Source organism: Arthrobacter sp. H5, from assembly GCF_000520595.1.
In the GTDB taxonomy this organism is placed as follows: domain Bacteria; phylum Actinomycetota; class Actinomycetes; order Actinomycetales; family Micrococcaceae; genus Arthrobacter_D.
On sequence record NZ_KI915005.1, the window covers coordinates 6,326 to 21,008 of the forward strand.

Consider the following 14,683-nt stretch of genomic DNA (forward strand, 5'->3'; position numbering starts at 1 on the left):
GATCGGTCCTGCCGTGCCAACGGAAGCGCCTGGTGCTGCTTCCCCGCCCGCTGCTGCCTCTGTGGCTGTGAAGGCAAAGCTTCCCTCGATCGAGTGGGAATCGGAGGAAACCACCCGCCAGTTGACCGTGTAGTCGCCCGCCGGCGCTCCCGCCCGCACAGCCTGCGTGGCGACCGCATCGGTGATGGAAACGGCGCCTTCCGACCAATTCTCGCCGGAGGCATCCAGGACCTGGATTTCGGAGCCGATCGCTGCCGGCACGTTGGAGAAGGTCAGCTCAATAGCCTCCGGGACCTGCTCAACCGAAGCGCCCTCCTCGGGATTGGACCCGGCGAGCTCGTCATGGGCATCTGCGGCGGTAGCCGTCCCAAAGACCGTGAACAAGGCGGCCAGGAGCATCGCGGCAAACAGAACCGCTGTTTTCTGGAGCCGACCGGTGGGCAGGGAGCGCGCAGCTGTGGATTCAGACCTCATACTGCAAGCCTACGTGCTTGGTCTGTCAGCGCGCTGGGAAGCTGATCAACAGGGCACGCCGTCAAGCCGCGCCCCTGCCTGATCGATGCGGGTGCTGGTCAGCGGGCCGACCAACCTCCATCCATCACGTAGGAGGTGCCCGTGACCATCCCCGCGTGATCCGAAGCCAACCACGCGACAAGCGAAGCCACTTCCTCCGGCTCGACCAGCCGCTTGATCGCACTTTCGGTGAGCATGATCTTGGACAGCACCTCGTCGTCACTGATGCCATGCAGGCGTGCCTGATCGGCTATCTGGTCTTCCACAAGCGGCGTGCGGACATACCCGGGATTGACGCAGTTGCTGGTCACACCGTGCGGTCCGCCCTCCAACGCGGTGACCTTGGACAGCCCCTCGAGCCCATGCTTGGCGGACACGTAGGCGGACTTGAACGGCGACGCCCGCAGCCCGTGCACCGAGGACACGTTGATGATCCGGCCGAATCCCTTCCGGTACATGAACGGCAGCGCGGCACGGATCAGAAGGAATGGCGCTTCCAGCATGAGCGTGTGAACCCGCCGGAAATCCGCTGGCACAAATTCCTCGATCGGCCGGACCACCTGGATTCCGGCGTTATTGATGAGGATGTCTGCGTCAAGGTGCAGATCTTCGAGTGCACCCGTGTCCAGCAGGTCAACCGTCCACACCTCGCCGCCGACATCACGGGCGACGGCGGCTGCACCATCCGAGTCCCGGTCGGCAACAATCACATGCGCGCCGGCGGACGCGAGTGCCCGCGCGCAGGCGGCCCCGATTCCGCTCGCTCCGCCGGTCACCAGTGCGCGCCGGCCGGCCAGAGGCCCCGTCCGGTGGCCGCGCGAAGCAGCGCCCGACGATGGCACGCGCGTGCCGCCGTCGTCGTCGTGCTGTTGTTGTTGTTCAGTCATTCCTAACTACCCTGGCTAGCCTGGGTTACCTTGATCCCGTGACGCTCAGCGTCAGCGGCGTCCACGTCGCGGAGCGAGATGCCCTTTGTTTCGCGGAGCGTGAGTACCGCAATGGCGGTGACAACGCACGCACCGAGGACATAGAGCGCAACTCCGAACCAGGACCCCGTGTCCCGCAGAATAGCGGTGGCGATGATCGGCGCCAGGGAACCGGCGAGGATCGAGGTGACCTGGTACCCGAGCGAAACACCCGAGTAGCGCATGCGCGTCGGGAACATCTCGGCCATGATGGCGGGCTGACCGGCGTACATCAGTGCGTGGAAGCAGAGGCCGATGGTGATGGCCAGGACAATAATGACTGGATTCTGGGTATCGAACATGGGGAAGGCGAAGAACGCCCATGATGCACCAAGGATGGCTCCGGCAAGGTACACCGGTTTGCGTCCAAAGCGATCGGAGAGCCTGCCGACCTGCGGGATGACCAGGAAGTGGATCACATGGGCGATCAGCAGAGCCAGGAGCAGCTGGGACGTGTCGTATCCGTGGACCTGCGACAGGTAGACAATCGAGAACGCAACAATGATGTAGTACAGAATGTTTTCCGCGAACCGCAGGCCCATGGCGCCAAGGATGCCCTTCGGATACTTCTTCACAACTTCGAACACACCGTAGCTGATGGCCTTTTCGCGCTCAACCTGCTCGCGTGCCTCAAGGAAAATCGGTGCTTCGCTGACGTGGGTGCGGATGTAGTAGCCAATCACCACGATGACGGCGGAAAGCCAGAACGCCACGCGCCAGCCCCAGCTGAGGAACTCGTCCTCCGGGAGAATCCAGGACATGGTCAGCAGCACCGTAGTGGCCAGCAGGTTGCCCACCGGAACGGCGGCCTGCGGCCAGCTGGACCAGAAGCCACGCGACTTATTGGGGCTGTGCTCGGCAACCAGCAGAACAGCGCCACCCCACTCGCCGCCGACGGCGAAGCCCTGGATGAACCGCAGGATCACCAGCAGTGCCGGCGCCCAGTAACCAATGGAATCGAAGCCGGGCAGGCAGCCCATCAGGAACGTGGCGACACCAACCAGGATGATGGTCACCTGGAGGGTGTGCTTGCGGCCGAGCTTGTCGCCGATCTGGCCGAAGAAGATTCCGCCCAGTGGACGGGCGATAAAACCGACGGCGTAGGTCAGGAAGCCCGCGATCACCGCGTCCAGCGGTGTGTCGGCATTGGGGAAGAACACCGTGGCGAAGACCAGGGACGCCGCCGTGGCATATAGGAAGAACTCGTACCACTCCACCACCGTGCCCACCATTGAGGCTCCGACGATCTTTTTAAGGCCCGAGGTTTCGGTCCGGTCCTGGCCCGCGGCGGGTTTCGCCGAGCGTTGATTGGCGCTCATGTGTAGCTCCTTCTGTGTCGGCAATGACACTTTTCCTGCCATCTTGCGTGTGACTGCGGTCACCCCATGGACAACGCTATTGAGTATCCCTGCACATTTGATTGCTTTCAATGACTACATGCGCAGGATAAATCTGCGAAAATGCAGAGGTGCTCACCAACCCCGATGACTTGCTGATCCTTCTCGCCGTCTCACGCACCGGGCGGTTCACCTCCGCCGCGGACAGCCTTGACCTCAACCACACCACGGTTTCCCGCCGGATCACTGCGCTGGAGAAATCCCTGGGCGGGCGTGTGCTGGTGCGGGCGAGCGGGGGTTGGGAGTTGACGGACCTCGGCGCCCGCGCTGTGTCGGCCGCTGAACGGGTCGCCGATGCGGTGGCCACGCTGGACGGGAACGACGACGGCGCTCACCGGCTTTCCGGCGTCGTGCGCATGAGTGCCACGGACGGGTTCAGTGCATACATCGCGGCGCCGGCCTTCGCCCGCCTGCGGCGCGTGCACCCGAAGTTGAGCATCGAGATTGTCGCGGCCACCCGTCGGGCGTCGCAGACCCGGAGCGGGCTTGACCTTGAAGTGGTGGTCGGTGAGCCGCAGGTTCACCGTGCGGAAGCTGTCCAGCTGGGCGAATACATGCTGGGTTTGTATGCGTCGCGCTCCTATCTGTCCGACTTCGGTTCACCCAGTTTGCTGGGAGAGGTGATGGAGCATCCGCTGGTGTACTTCATCGATTCGATGCTGCAGGTGGACAGTTTGGATACGCCGCGGAGACTGCTGCCGACCATGAAGGATTCCTTGAGCTCAACCAACGTCTTTGTGCACGTGGAGGCCACCCGCGCCGGTGCGGGGATTGGGCTGCTGCCATGCTTCATGGCGAACCTGCACGATGATCTGGTGCGGTTGCTCCCAGCCGTCGTGGCGGAAAAGCTGGGGTACTGGCTCGTGGCCCGGCCCGATTCGCTGCGGCAGCCCGCCGTCGCGGCAGTAGTCGCCGCTCTGCGTTCAGCAACGGATGAGTTCGAGGACAGGCTGCTGGGACGCTAGCTATCCCTCAGGACCGCCGCACCGTCCGCGAAGCGCCGCACCTGTTCGCCGGTCCACAGGTGGGCCGGAACTCCGCCGCCCAGTAGTTCCCGCGCAAGCCCGGGATGATCGCCCAGCGGCGCATCACTTCCCGCGATCACTACGTTGCCGTAGCGGCGGCCTTTGAGCATGGCCGGGTCGGCGATAATAACGGTGTTTTCAAAGACCGACGAGATGGTCGCCGCTTCCTTCCTGGCCACTTTGAGATCCGGGGCGTCCCCGCAGTTCACCACGTACACGCCGTCGGCAGCCAGGACCCGTTTCGCGTGCTGGGTGAACTCCGCCGTGACGAGGGGAAGAGGCGTCCGGCTTCCCGCGAAGACATCCCTGACAATCAGGTCGCGGCTGTTGTCGGTCAGCGACTCCGTGACCGCCCGGGCTTCGCCAACCCGGATGCGCATGAGCGGCGCCCGCGGCAGGTCAAACCATTCCCGCACCAACACGGCGAGTTTCCCATCGAGCTCCACCACCACCTGCCGCGCGTCCGGGAAAGTCACCGCCAAACTGCGGGCCAGGGAGCACGCTCCTCCGCCCAGATGCAGCGTCCTCAGCCGTTCGGAGACAGCCCAACGCGAGGAAACCAGAGAGGCTATCCACCGCATGTACTCGAAATCGAGCCGTTCTGGGTCCGCCAGGTCAATATGAGAGCTCGGGACCCCGTTGATGGTCAGCAGCCAGCCGTTGGGGTTGAACTTGTCGGACTGCAGCTCGCACGTTCCCGTGGCGATCTCGTAGATCCCGGGCACCGGTCCGGGTCCGGGGGCCGGCGCCACGGAATCCTTCCCTGGACGTTGACGGCCCACCGGTCAGTAGCCGCGCATCAGACTCTGGTTGACCGCGCGCACCCGTCCGGGCATGGTGAAGAGATCGATGACCATCATGATCCAGAGCGGGATCAGGAAGACAAACCCAACAAAGAACCAGACGGTCAGCCATCCTAGGGCGCTTAGGCCCAGGTAGATGAACCCCATCCCGTTCTGTTTGAGGTAGAACTTATGAACGCCTAGATTGCCCAGCAGGAACCACAGGAGGTAGGCAAGCCAGCTTTCCTTCGCTGATTGCACAACAATCTGGCGCGCTGGCTGGTTTCCGTAATTGTTCGACATCGTGTCCTTTGGGGTTTTGCTGGCGCTCAGGAAGGGTCAAGCCTAAGTTTAGGAGACGATCTGCGGCTGCGGTCCGCGCACCATGCGGATCTCAGCGCAGTTATTCCAGCGTTCAGACAACGGTTCGCGGGCGCCGTCCGGCTCAAAGCCGAGCTTTCGGTAGAAGGCAACGGCGCGCGGGTTGGTCTCGAGCACCCAGACCAGTGCAGCCGCGTGCCCAATGGACCGTTCCACCAGTGCCCGCGCCAGCCCTGTTCCATAGGCTTCGGCAAGGACGTAGACCATGTGCAGCTCTGTCCCCACCGGCGGGTAATCTCCCCTTGCCGGACCGCCTGCGGCAATGCCCACGATCCTGCCAGCTGGATCCACCGCCACCAACGGCGGAGCGATCCCGCGCTCAACTTCCTCACGCCACCACGAGGCCTGCTCATCCACCCGCTGGTCCAGGCCCGCGAGTACCTCACCGCTCAGTTGCCCTGCATAGGCCTCACGCCACGCAGCGTTCTTCATGCGGAGCGCGGCCTCAAATTCGTCGTCAGCAACGGGTCTGATCATGAACATGTTTGCGGGAAAGCCTGTTTTAGTCGACGACGGCGAGCGCAAATCCGTCCCAATCCTTTGTCCCCACCGTTTGCAGGGCGGTGGCATCCAAGCGCGGGTGTGTGCCGAACAATTCCAGGGCCCGACGGGTGCCGCGGATATCCTCGTCCCCGTCCGCGTTCAGCACTTCTCCCCCACGCACCACATTGTCGAGGATAATTACCGCGCCTGGACGTGCAAGCTTCACCGCCCACTCAAGGTAGTTCGGGTTGTTGGCCTTGTCTGCGTCAATGAAGAACAGATCATACGGTCCGTTGAGGGTCGGCAGAGTGTCCAGCGCCGCACCGACGTGGATGCTGACTTTATGCCCTACGCCGGCAGCCTCCAGGTTGCCGCGCGCCACCTCCGCGTGCACAGGCTCGAACTCGCAGGTGTCCACCGTGCCGTCGTCGGGGATTCCGCGGGCGAGCCAGATAGTGCTGAACCCGCCCAGGGTGCCGATCTCGAGCACCCTGCGTGCCCCGTGAATCCTTGCGATGAGCATCAGGAACTTACCCTGAGCGGCCGTGACCTCGATGGCGGGCAGGCCGGCGTCGTGCGTGTTCTCCACTGCGCTGCGCAGCGCTTCATCCGGCTTGACCAGAGTGTCCGTCAGGTACCGGTCAACGTCCGCCCATTCGCTCACGAATGCCCCCTGTACTCATCCATCTCATCGATGGCGCGTTCCAGCCGTTCCACCTTTCCGGTGAGCTCGCCGGAATGGCCGGGACGGATGTCCGCCTTGATCACAAGCGATACGCGGCTGCCGTGTTTGGCCACGGCGTCGGTGGCCCGTTTGATCACATTCATCACTTCGTCCCATTCGCCTTCGATCTCGGTGAACATGGAACTGGTGTGGTTGGGCAGGCCGGAATCGCGCACAATCTTGACGGCTTCAGCCACTGCATCGTGGACAGAGCCGGTGTTATCTTTTTCCGAACCGGACGGGGCAACTGAGAAGGCTACAAGCATGGACCCATCCTGTCAGGTTTGAGTGCCTGGGTCACTAGTGGTCACGGGCCAGGAATGAGAAATTCCCCTGTGGCGAAATACCAGCCGCCGTCAACAACAAGGACAAGGCCGGCGAGGGCAAGGACAGCGGTGAGGATGTGCTGCACCGTAGTTCGCTGGCGACCCCACCAGCGTTGAAACCAAGCGACCAACCGGTCGTGCCGTCTGAAGGCCACAGCGATCAGCAGCACGGTCAACGGGAGCTGGCTGATCAGAGCCCATAGGCTGTGCGCAAGGAACACTTGCCACACCGGCTCACCCCGACCGGCAACAACCACCAAACCAACGAACGTTGGGTCAAGCACGGCAGAGACCGCGAACAGGGCTCCGAACGCAACCAGTGCGGGACCTCCCGACCGCTTTCGCTGAGGCTTCCTGGCTGATGTGTCGGGCTTGCGCAGCCTGCGATATGCCCATCCGAGGAGCAGTGCGGCAATGACCAGTTCCGCCACGGCGCCGACTGCCCCGTCCGGAATCAAGAACGTCCAGTCGATGTCGGCGAGCTGCCGCCCGATGGTCAGGGAGAGAAATGATCCCAGGAGGGCGGTCCCGGCGAGCACCACCAACCCAAAGACGATGATCCACCGCATCCGCATGCCGCTGGCCAGGGCGCTGATGGCGATCAGGGCGCCAACGGGATCAAGGCCTGCCACCGCCAGTCCGAGCGCTGCTGCGAAAAGGCCACCCATGGGTGAATGCTAGCAGTGCCGCAGTTCGCCGAACATGGCCCTACCGCGCACTCGTGAAAGTGGCGTCGGCCTCGAGCAGCACCTCGCGAGAAGCCGTTTGTCCGCTGCCCGGCTCGATCAGGAAGCGCCGGACGACACCCACCGACTGAGCACTGACGGCCTCACCGTTGACCACATCGCGGGGAAGCTGCTGTCTCTGATCGACTGGGCGTAGATTCGGCGGCTGACAACGCTCCAACCACCCTGCGCTTTACCTGCACCGTCTGGGATGATGAACCCATGTTCCAGATCCGCGCCATGACCGGACCCGACTGGCCCGACGTCGAACGCATCTTCGCCGCCGGCATTGAGGGCGGCAACGCGACCTTCGAAACGTCGACGCCGGACTGGCTTTCGTTCAACGCGACCCGCCTGGTGAATCACCGCTGGGTGGCAGAGAGCGACGACGGCGCCCTGCTCGGGTGGGCGGCGGTGGTGCCTGTTTCAGCACGCGGCGCCTATGCCGGGGTAGTGGAGAACTCTGTGTACGTTGCCCCTGAGGCGCAGGGGCAGGGAGTGGGCCGCGCGTTGCTGGAGAAGCTCATCGAATCGACAGAGGCCGCCGGCATCTGGACCCTTTATTCGAGTGTCTTTCCCGAGAACACGGTCAGCCTTGCGCTCCATGAAAGCCTCGGATTCCGGCAGATCGGGGTCCGCGAACGGGTGGCAAAGAACCGGGGTACCTGGCGGGATACCGTGTTGATCGAGCGGCGGAGCCGGGTGGCCGGCGTCGGCTGAGCCCTCCCAGCGCAGACCCGTTAGATGATGCGTCTTGAGTCACCCACTCTCAGCGCCGACGCGTTAGCTATGACGATTCTGAGCATCCTCAAGCACCATAGCTAACCACTCGGCGGAGGAACAGCCACGGTTTAGTGCCCCATCTAACGCCTCGATGCCGGCAGTGGCAGGATGGGGTAATGACCCGCGGAATATATGTCAGTGCCATGGCCCCCGGCTCCGGAAAATCACTCATCTCCCTGGGGCTGGCGGACATGCTGCACCGCCACGCGGACCGCATAGGCTTCTTCCGGCCGATCGTCGACAGCGACGACGCCGCGCATGATCCAATGGTGCTGCTCATCCAGCGGACCTTCAACCTCCCGGAGGAGGCAGCCCGCGGCGGCCTTACCCGGGCGGAAGCGCGCGCGTTGCTGGTGGCCGGGAACCGCGAGGAGATCGACGCCCGCTGCGTCGCCATCTACAGCGAAATGGCCCGCGTCTGCGACGTGATCATCGTCGAGGGAACGGACCTCAGCGGGCATGACGCCGCCGTCGAATTCGACCTCAACGCCCGGCTCGCGAACAACCTCGGCGCCATGGTGCTCGCCGTGGTCAACGCCAAGGAGATGTCGGCCGCTGAGGCTGCCGACGCCGTCGACGTCGCCCGCCGCGAACTGGACGAGGCAAACGTTTCGCTGCTGGCCATGATGGTGAACCGCTCAGCGGACGACGCCGTCAGCGAGATCAGCGCGCAGGTGCGCCCTGGGCGTTCGGGGCGTCCGGTGTACGTGATTCCGGAACTCGCCGAGATTTCCCAGCCCACCATCTCGGAGGTTGCGGCGTCCCTGAAGGCACGCCACATTGCCGGCAGTGCAACCATGGAGCGGGATGTCAGTTCCGTCCGGGTCGCGGCGATGAACGTTGGGCATTTTCTGGAGCTGCTCACCGATGGCGCGCTGGTGATCGTTCCCGGGGACCGCGCGGACGTGCTCGTGGGAACGCTGGCGTCGTCGTTCTCGCCGGAGTTTCCGGTGCCGTCCGGGATGATCCTGACCGGCGGTCTTGCGCCGGATGCCAACATCCTTGCTCTACTCGCGCAGGCACCATTCCCGGTGTTCGCTGTCGACGACGATACCTACACCGCCGCGCGCCGCGTCAGCGAGGTGCGCGGCGAGATTGCAACGGGTCTGCGGCGCAAGTCGGCTGCGGCGCTGGGTGTCTGGGCCCGGCAGGTGGATGCCTCCGAGCTGCTGGAACGTCTCGAACTGCCCCGGCCGGTCACCATGACGCCGTTGCGTTTCCTGCACGAACTCATTGAGCGTGCACGGTCCCAGCGTCAGCACATTGTGCTGCCTGAAGGACTGGATCTGCGGATCCTCAAGGCGGCGGAGATCCTGCGGCGGCGGGATGTCTGCGACCTGACCATCCTGGGACCAGATGCCAAGGTGCGGGAGCTGGCTTCCGGGCACGGTATTGACCTCACCGGCATCTCATTGGTGGACCCTTCGACCTCAGAGCTGCGCGAGGAATTCGCGGCGGAGTACGCCAGGCTGCGGTCGCATAAGAACGTATCTCTGGACGAGGCTCGCGAACGCATGCTCGAAGGTGCGTATTTTGGAACCATGATGGTGCAGCTTGGGAAAGTTGACGGCATGGTGTCGGGGGCGGCCCACACCACGGCCAACACAATTCGGCCTGCACTGGAATTCGTCAAGACCAAGGATGGTGTGAAAATTGTCTCATCCGTGTTCCTGATGCTGCTGCGCGACCGGGTCCTGGTCTACGGAGACTGCGCCGTGAATCCCGAACCCAATGAGGAGCAATTGGCTGACATCGCGGTTGCCTCTTCGGAGACAGCTGCCCAGTTTGGCGTCACGCCCCGGGTCGCTATGCTCTCCTACTCCACGGGTGAGTCAGGTCACGGCGGGGCTGTGGACGAGGTTCGAAGGGCCACGGAACTGGTGCGCCGGCTGCGTCCCAACCTTCCAGTCGAGGGACCCATCCAGTACGACGCCGCCGTGGACGCGTCGATTGCCGAATCGAAACTTCCCGGGTCATCAGTAGCGGGTCAGGCGACGGTGTTCATCTTCCCGGACCTCAACACAGGCAACAACACCTACAAGGCAGTGCAGCAGTCCGCCGGGGCTGTAGCGGTTGGGCCCGTGCTTCAGGGACTGCGCAAACCGGTCAACGACCTGTCCCGCGGCTGCACGGTGGAGGACATCGTTAACACGGTTGCGATCACGGCGGTTCAGGCGCAGAGCTGACAAGTGTGGTCACAATCACTCCGGGAATAGTCTTATACTCAGCGGGGTTGCAGATTTCGCGTGTACGCTAATGCAGCGTCACCTGAAGGAGGGTACAGCCACATGGCAACCGATTACGACGAACCACGCGTCAAACCAGAAGATCAACCGGCCAATGAATCACTCGAGGCCATCCAAGCCCAGCGCAGTGCTAGCAGCCAGACAGCGCAGATTGATGTTGAAGACGGCGAAGGTGCAGAAGGCTTTGAACTGCCCGGTGCGGACCTTTCGCACGAAGAGCTGCTCATCCAGGTTGTTCCACAGCAGGAGGACGAATTCACCTGCATGTCGTGCTTCCTGGTCCATCACCGCAGTCAGCTTGCCCGCGAAACCAAAAAGGGCGACAAGTACTGCAGGGAGTGCGAGGGGTAACAACCACACCTGCTGAGCACTCAGCAGCAGCTCCGCCGGAGGCATCATGATCATTCTCGTCATTAACTCGGGTTCGTCCTCGCTGAAGTATCAGCTCCGGGACGGCTCCGATGTCCTGACCGAAGGCATCGTCGAGCGGATCGGCGGGGACGAGACCCCGGACCATAGTGCCGCCTTGGAACGGGTGGATGCGGACGTGTCGAAAGCACTTGGCGATATGGCGATCGACGCCGTCGGGCACCGCGTTGTCCACGGCGGCGAGCGCTTCAGCGCGCCGGTGCTCATCAATAACGAAATCACCCGGGCGATCGAACGGCTGAACCCGCTGGCGCCGCTCCACAATCCGGCCAATGTGCAGGGCATACGCGCCATCGCGGAGAAATGGCCGGAAATCCCGCAGGTTGCCGTCTTTGATACGGCGTTCCACCGGACGCTCCCAGAGCATGCCTGGCGCTACGCAGTGCCGGATGAGCTGTACACGCGGTTCGGGATACGACGGTACGGGTTCCACGGCACGTCGTTCGAGTACGTGACACGGCAGTCGGCCGGGTTGCTGGGAGTCCAGCCCGCAGATTTTACGGGCGTCATTGCGCACCTCGGAAACGGGGCGTCCGTCACTGCAGTCCGCGACGGCCGAAGCATCGACACCTCCATGGGTTTCACCCCCCTTGAGGGCCTGGTCATGGGAACCCGCTCCGGCGATATTGACCCGTCCATCCTCTTGTTCCTCAGCCGCGAGGGCTACTCCGAGCAGGATCTGAATGACCTGCTCAACCGCGAATCCGGGCTCAAGGGCCTCACCGGCCACAGCGACATGCGTTCAGTGGTTGAATCCAGCGATGCACAGTCGGAGACCGCCCTCGACATCGCCAGCTACCGGCTGGCTAAATACATTGGCGGCTACCACATTGCGGTGGGCGGAGCGCAGGCTTTGGTCTTCACGGCGGGCATCGGCGAAAACTCGTGGGATTTTCGGGAACGGGTGGTGGGCCGGCTCGGCGCGCTGGGAGTGTTCATCGACGACGCCGAAAACCGCAAGCGTAGCCGCGCCGCCCGCCAGATCAGCACCGAGGAATCCGCCTTTCCGGTCCTGGTGGTGCCCACCGACGAAGAGGCGGCGATCGCGGAGGCGACTGCCGCCGTCGTCGGCCGTTCCTCCTAATCGACTCTCCCCTCCCCGACCCCCATCGACTCTCCCCAAAATGACCTTCTCAGCGCCTTTTATGGCCTGAAAACGTCCATTTGGGGAGAGTCGATGCAGGAGGTGCTAGGGAATACCGGCAAGCCTGGCCAGTGCGGCGGCCGCGGCCCCGGCAAGGACGACGACGAGAAAAGGCGCCCGCAGCCACAGCGCCACTGCGGCTGCCGCGAGGGCGGCAACCCGCGCGTCGAGCACCAATGCCTGCCCGCTGGCAAAGGTATTGACTGCGGTGAGGGACGCCAGCAACCCGATGGTGAGCGTCCCGGCGATCCGCGTCATCCGCGGATTCTCCATCCACTTCGCCGGCACCAGGTACCCGGCGAACTTGGTGAGGTAGGCAACCGCGCATGCGATCAGAATCCAGATCCACAAGCTCACGGGTGGTCCTCCCTCGTGGCATAGGGGTCGACGTCGGGCTCCAGGCCTTCATCCGCCGGACCATGACTGACCCAGCCCAGCGCGCCGGCAACCGCGGCGGCGATGAGGATCGGAATGCCCGCTGGCACAAACGGCACCGCGAGGAGCGTCACCACAGCACAGACGACGGCGATCGCGACCGGCTCGCGGGCCTTCAACCGCGGCCACAATAAAGCGAGGAAGGCCGCCACCGCGGCACCGTCCAGGCCCCATTGCGCAGGATCACCCATGGCGTTGCCAAGGAGTGCGCCAACGGCCGTAAACAGATTCCACAGAACATAGATGCCAATGCCGGCAGTCCAGAATCCCCGGCGCTGCTCAAGATTGTCGGTCTGACCGCTGGCTGTCGCGGTGGATTCGTCAATGGTGACCTGTGCGGCGAGCAGTTTCCGCCAGCCGCGCGGCCGGACCAGTGCGTTCATCTGCATGGCGTAAACAGCGTTGCGGATGCCCAGCAAGCTGGCAGCCGACATGGCGGCGGCGCCGCTACCGCCGCCGCCCACGACGCCGATGAAAGCAAACTGCGATCCGCCGCTGAACAGCAGGAGACTTAGCGCCATCGTCTGCCACAGGTCAAGCCCTGAGGCAACCGACAGCGCCCCGAAAGACACCCCATAAAGCCCCGTGGCCACCGCAATCGATAGACCTATTCTCACGCCGGGCGACTTCGTAAACTCCACCGGTTTAGGTTATGCCCTTTCGGTATGCTGCCGGCAACCAGCAATCCACCTACAGCGAGCCGCTGTTCACCCCATGGATGGCGTCCGCCGCGCGGACCAGCGCAAGGTGGGAGAATGCCTGCGGAAAGTTGCCCGCCATGCGGTTGTTGCCGGCGTCGTACTCTTCCGACAGGAGGCCCAGTTCGTTGGCGTAGCCCACCAACTGATCCATGAGCTTCTCGGCATCCGGCATCCGGCCTGAGCGTGCGTACTGCTCCACCAGCCAGAAGGAGCAGGCCAGGAAAGGGTGCTCACCCGGCTCCAGTCCGTCGAAGCTGTCTTCGGTCCGGTAGCGCAGCATCAGGCCATGCTCGTCCAGTAGCTCCTTTTCCAGCCGCTCAACGGTGCCGAGCATCATCGGATCGTCGTAGGCGAGGAAGCCAACCTGGGGAAGCTGCAGCAGCGAAGCGTCAAGGGGTTCGCGGCCGTAGGTCTGGGTGAACGAGTTAATGTCCCAATTGAAGCCCTGCTCCAGAATTTCCGCGCGGAGTTCGTCCCGGCAGGTCTCCCAGCGGTCCGCCTGCCCCTCCAGGCCGTGGTCGCGGACAGCCCGGACACCGCGGTCAAACGCCGCCCACATCATCACGCGGGAATGGGTGAAGTAGTCCGGCTCGCCGCGCATCTCCCAGATTCCGTGATCCTTCACGTCCAAGCGCTTTTCAGCGAATCCCAGCAGGGAGTGCTGCAGCGGCCAGGAGAATTTATCCTCCTCCACACCCCGGTTGCGCAGCTTTTCCAGGGCGACCATCACCTCACCCACAACGTCGGCCTGGTACTGGGCGACGGCCCCGTTACCAACGCGGACCGGAGTTGAATTGGCGTAACCGGGCAGGTGCTCCAGCTCTTTTTCGGGGAGGTCCCTTTCCCCGGAAACGCTGTACATGATCTGCAAGTCCTTGGGTGCACCGGCCACGGCCCTCAGCAACCAGTTGCGCCATTCGAGGGCTTCGCCCTGGTACCCGTGCGTCATCATTGCCTCGAGGGTAAGTGCGGCATCGCGAAGCCAGCAGAACCGGTAGTCCCAGTTCCGCGCGCCGCCAAACTGCTCGGGCAGGGAGGTGGTGGGAGCGGCGACGATACCGCCGGTGTCCTCGTGCGTCAACGCACGCAGAACGAGGAGCGACCGCTTGACGATGTCGTCATACTTACCCTGCTTCTCGCAGCTTTCGGCCCAGTCAGACCAATAATCAATCGTGTCCTGAAGGGTTCGATCAAAATCCAGCGGGGCAGGCTGCGCCCGATGGGAGGGATACCACACCACCTCCAGGTCCACCTCTTCGCCCGCTGCCACGGTGAACTCACCCGCGTGCTTATGGTCCGCAGCCTGGGGCAGATGCTTCCCCCGCAGGAGCAGCGCATCCGGTCCCGCCATTGCCAGGATTCCGGGGCCGCCCTTTTCGTGGGTGCGCCTCACCCATGGCAGCACCTCGCCGTAGCCAAAGCGGACCACCAGTTCCTGCCGCATCGGAACGTTACCGCTGATTCCCTTGATGCGGCGGGCCAGGGAGGCGCGCCGGTCATGGATGGGCATGAAGTCGGTGACCTGCACGTCCCCGGCGTCCGTGCCCCAGAGGGACTGAACCACGAATGTCGAGTCGATATACTTCCATTCGATCAGCTCCGCGTTCCCCGCGTCCTTGGCGGG

The 14,683-nt window shown here is 63.6% G+C and carries 18 protein-coding genes; 6 read left to right on the top strand and 12 right to left on the bottom strand.

The annotated features are described in order from the left end of the window. From Y708_RS25325 to Y708_RS0114660, 3 genes are all read right to left on the bottom strand, one after another. A partial coding sequence (locus Y708_RS25325) for a copper resistance CopC family protein (protein WP_051479025.1) occupies positions 1-474 on the bottom strand: 474 nt, incomplete at its 3' end. A 98-nt stretch (positions 475-572) separates the two neighbouring features. Beyond that, a complete protein-coding gene (locus Y708_RS0114655; protein ID WP_081746828.1) occupies positions 573-1,400 on the bottom strand; it encodes a 3-hydroxybutyrate dehydrogenase in 828 nt (275 codons plus the stop codon). A 2-nt stretch (positions 1,401-1,402) separates the two neighbouring features. Further along, on the bottom strand, positions 1,403-2,797 hold the full coding sequence (locus Y708_RS0114660; RefSeq protein WP_035776493.1) for an MFS transporter: 1,395 nt from the start codon (positions 2,795-2,797) through the stop codon (positions 1,403-1,405). Between the two features lie 149 nt (positions 2,798-2,946). Here Y708_RS0114660 and Y708_RS0114665 point away from each other — a divergent pair, with 149 nt between their 5' ends. Then, on the top strand, positions 2,947-3,840 hold the full coding sequence (locus Y708_RS0114665) for a LysR family transcriptional regulator (protein WP_035776495.1): 894 nt from the start codon (positions 2,947-2,949) through the stop codon (positions 3,838-3,840). Here the strand turns inward: Y708_RS0114665 and Y708_RS0114670 are convergent. Genes Y708_RS0114670 through Y708_RS27615 form a run of 6 tightly spaced genes read right to left on the bottom strand, consistent with a single transcriptional unit; the run spans position 3,837 to position 7,264 of the window. Continuing rightward, positions 3,837-4,652 (bottom strand): spermidine synthase, encoded by an 816-nt coding sequence (locus Y708_RS0114670; RefSeq protein ID WP_155853889.1) that lies wholly within the window; start codon positions 4,650-4,652, stop codon positions 3,837-3,839. The two genes, Y708_RS0114665 and Y708_RS0114670, sit on opposite strands and share 4 nt — an antisense overlap. Before the next feature lie 33 nt (positions 4,653-4,685). Continuing rightward, on the bottom strand, positions 4,686-4,985 hold the full coding sequence (locus tag Y708_RS25330) for a TM2 domain-containing protein (protein WP_253905833.1): 300 nt from the start codon (positions 4,983-4,985) through the stop codon (positions 4,686-4,688). Positions 4,986-5,033: 48 nt separating this feature from the next. Further along, positions 5,034-5,540, bottom strand: a complete 507-nt coding sequence (locus Y708_RS0114680; protein ID WP_162150483.1) for a GNAT family N-acetyltransferase — start codon at positions 5,538-5,540, stop codon at positions 5,034-5,036. 25 nt (positions 5,541-5,565) lie between these two features. Further along, on the bottom strand, positions 5,566-6,210 hold the full coding sequence (locus Y708_RS0114685; RefSeq protein ID WP_028280507.1) for an O-methyltransferase: 645 nt from the start codon (positions 6,208-6,210) through the stop codon (positions 5,566-5,568). Continuing rightward, entirely contained in the window at positions 6,207-6,536 is a 330-nt protein-coding gene (locus tag Y708_RS0114690; protein ID WP_028280508.1) for a thiamine-binding protein, read from the bottom strand. The genes Y708_RS0114685 and Y708_RS0114690 overlap by 4 nt, the downstream gene beginning before the upstream one ends. A gap of 41 nt (positions 6,537-6,577) precedes the next feature. Beyond that, on the bottom strand, positions 6,578-7,264 hold the full coding sequence (locus tag Y708_RS27615) for a hypothetical protein (RefSeq protein WP_028280509.1): 687 nt from the start codon (positions 7,262-7,264) through the stop codon (positions 6,578-6,580). Between the two features lie 34 nt (positions 7,265-7,298). Here Y708_RS27615 and Y708_RS0114700 point away from each other — a divergent pair, with 34 nt between their 5' ends. From Y708_RS0114700 to Y708_RS0114720, 5 genes are all read left to right on the top strand, one after another. After that, entirely contained in the window at positions 7,299-7,478 is a 180-nt protein-coding gene (locus tag Y708_RS0114700; protein ID WP_028280510.1) for a hypothetical protein, read from the top strand. Between the two features lie 65 nt (positions 7,479-7,543). Continuing rightward, entirely contained in the window at positions 7,544-8,041 is a 498-nt protein-coding gene (locus Y708_RS0114705; protein ID WP_028280511.1) for a GNAT family N-acetyltransferase, read from the top strand. Between the two features lie 179 nt (positions 8,042-8,220). Continuing rightward, a complete protein-coding gene (gene pta, locus Y708_RS0114710) occupies positions 8,221-10,290 on the top strand; it encodes a phosphate acetyltransferase (RefSeq protein ID WP_028280512.1) in 2,070 nt (689 codons plus the stop codon). A gap of 102 nt (positions 10,291-10,392) precedes the next feature. After that, positions 10,393-10,701, top strand: a complete 309-nt coding sequence (locus Y708_RS28495) for a DUF4193 domain-containing protein (protein WP_028280513.1) — start codon at positions 10,393-10,395, stop codon at positions 10,699-10,701. Between the two features lie 46 nt (positions 10,702-10,747). Continuing rightward, the gene (locus Y708_RS0114720; RefSeq protein WP_028280514.1) at positions 10,748-11,863 is read left to right on the top strand and encodes an acetate/propionate family kinase; all 1,116 of its coding nucleotides are present in this window, start codon (positions 10,748-10,750) and stop codon (positions 11,861-11,863) included. Between the two features lie 105 nt (positions 11,864-11,968). Here Y708_RS0114720 and Y708_RS0114725 read toward each other — a convergent pair whose 3' ends face one another. The 3 genes from Y708_RS0114725 to Y708_RS25345 all read right to left on the bottom strand — a co-directional run. Beyond that, positions 11,969-12,280 (bottom strand): AzlD domain-containing protein, encoded by a 312-nt coding sequence (locus Y708_RS0114725; protein WP_028280515.1) that lies wholly within the window; start codon positions 12,278-12,280, stop codon positions 11,969-11,971. Further along, a complete protein-coding gene (locus Y708_RS0114730; protein WP_028280516.1) occupies positions 12,277-12,999 on the bottom strand; it encodes an AzlC family ABC transporter permease in 723 nt (240 codons plus the stop codon). Before Y708_RS0114730 ends, Y708_RS0114725 begins: the two co-directional genes overlap by 4 nt. Before the next feature lie 49 nt (positions 13,000-13,048). Further along, positions 13,049-14,683: glycoside hydrolase family 15 protein (locus Y708_RS25345; RefSeq protein ID WP_051479026.1), on the bottom strand; the 1,635-nt coding region annotated here is incomplete at its 5' end.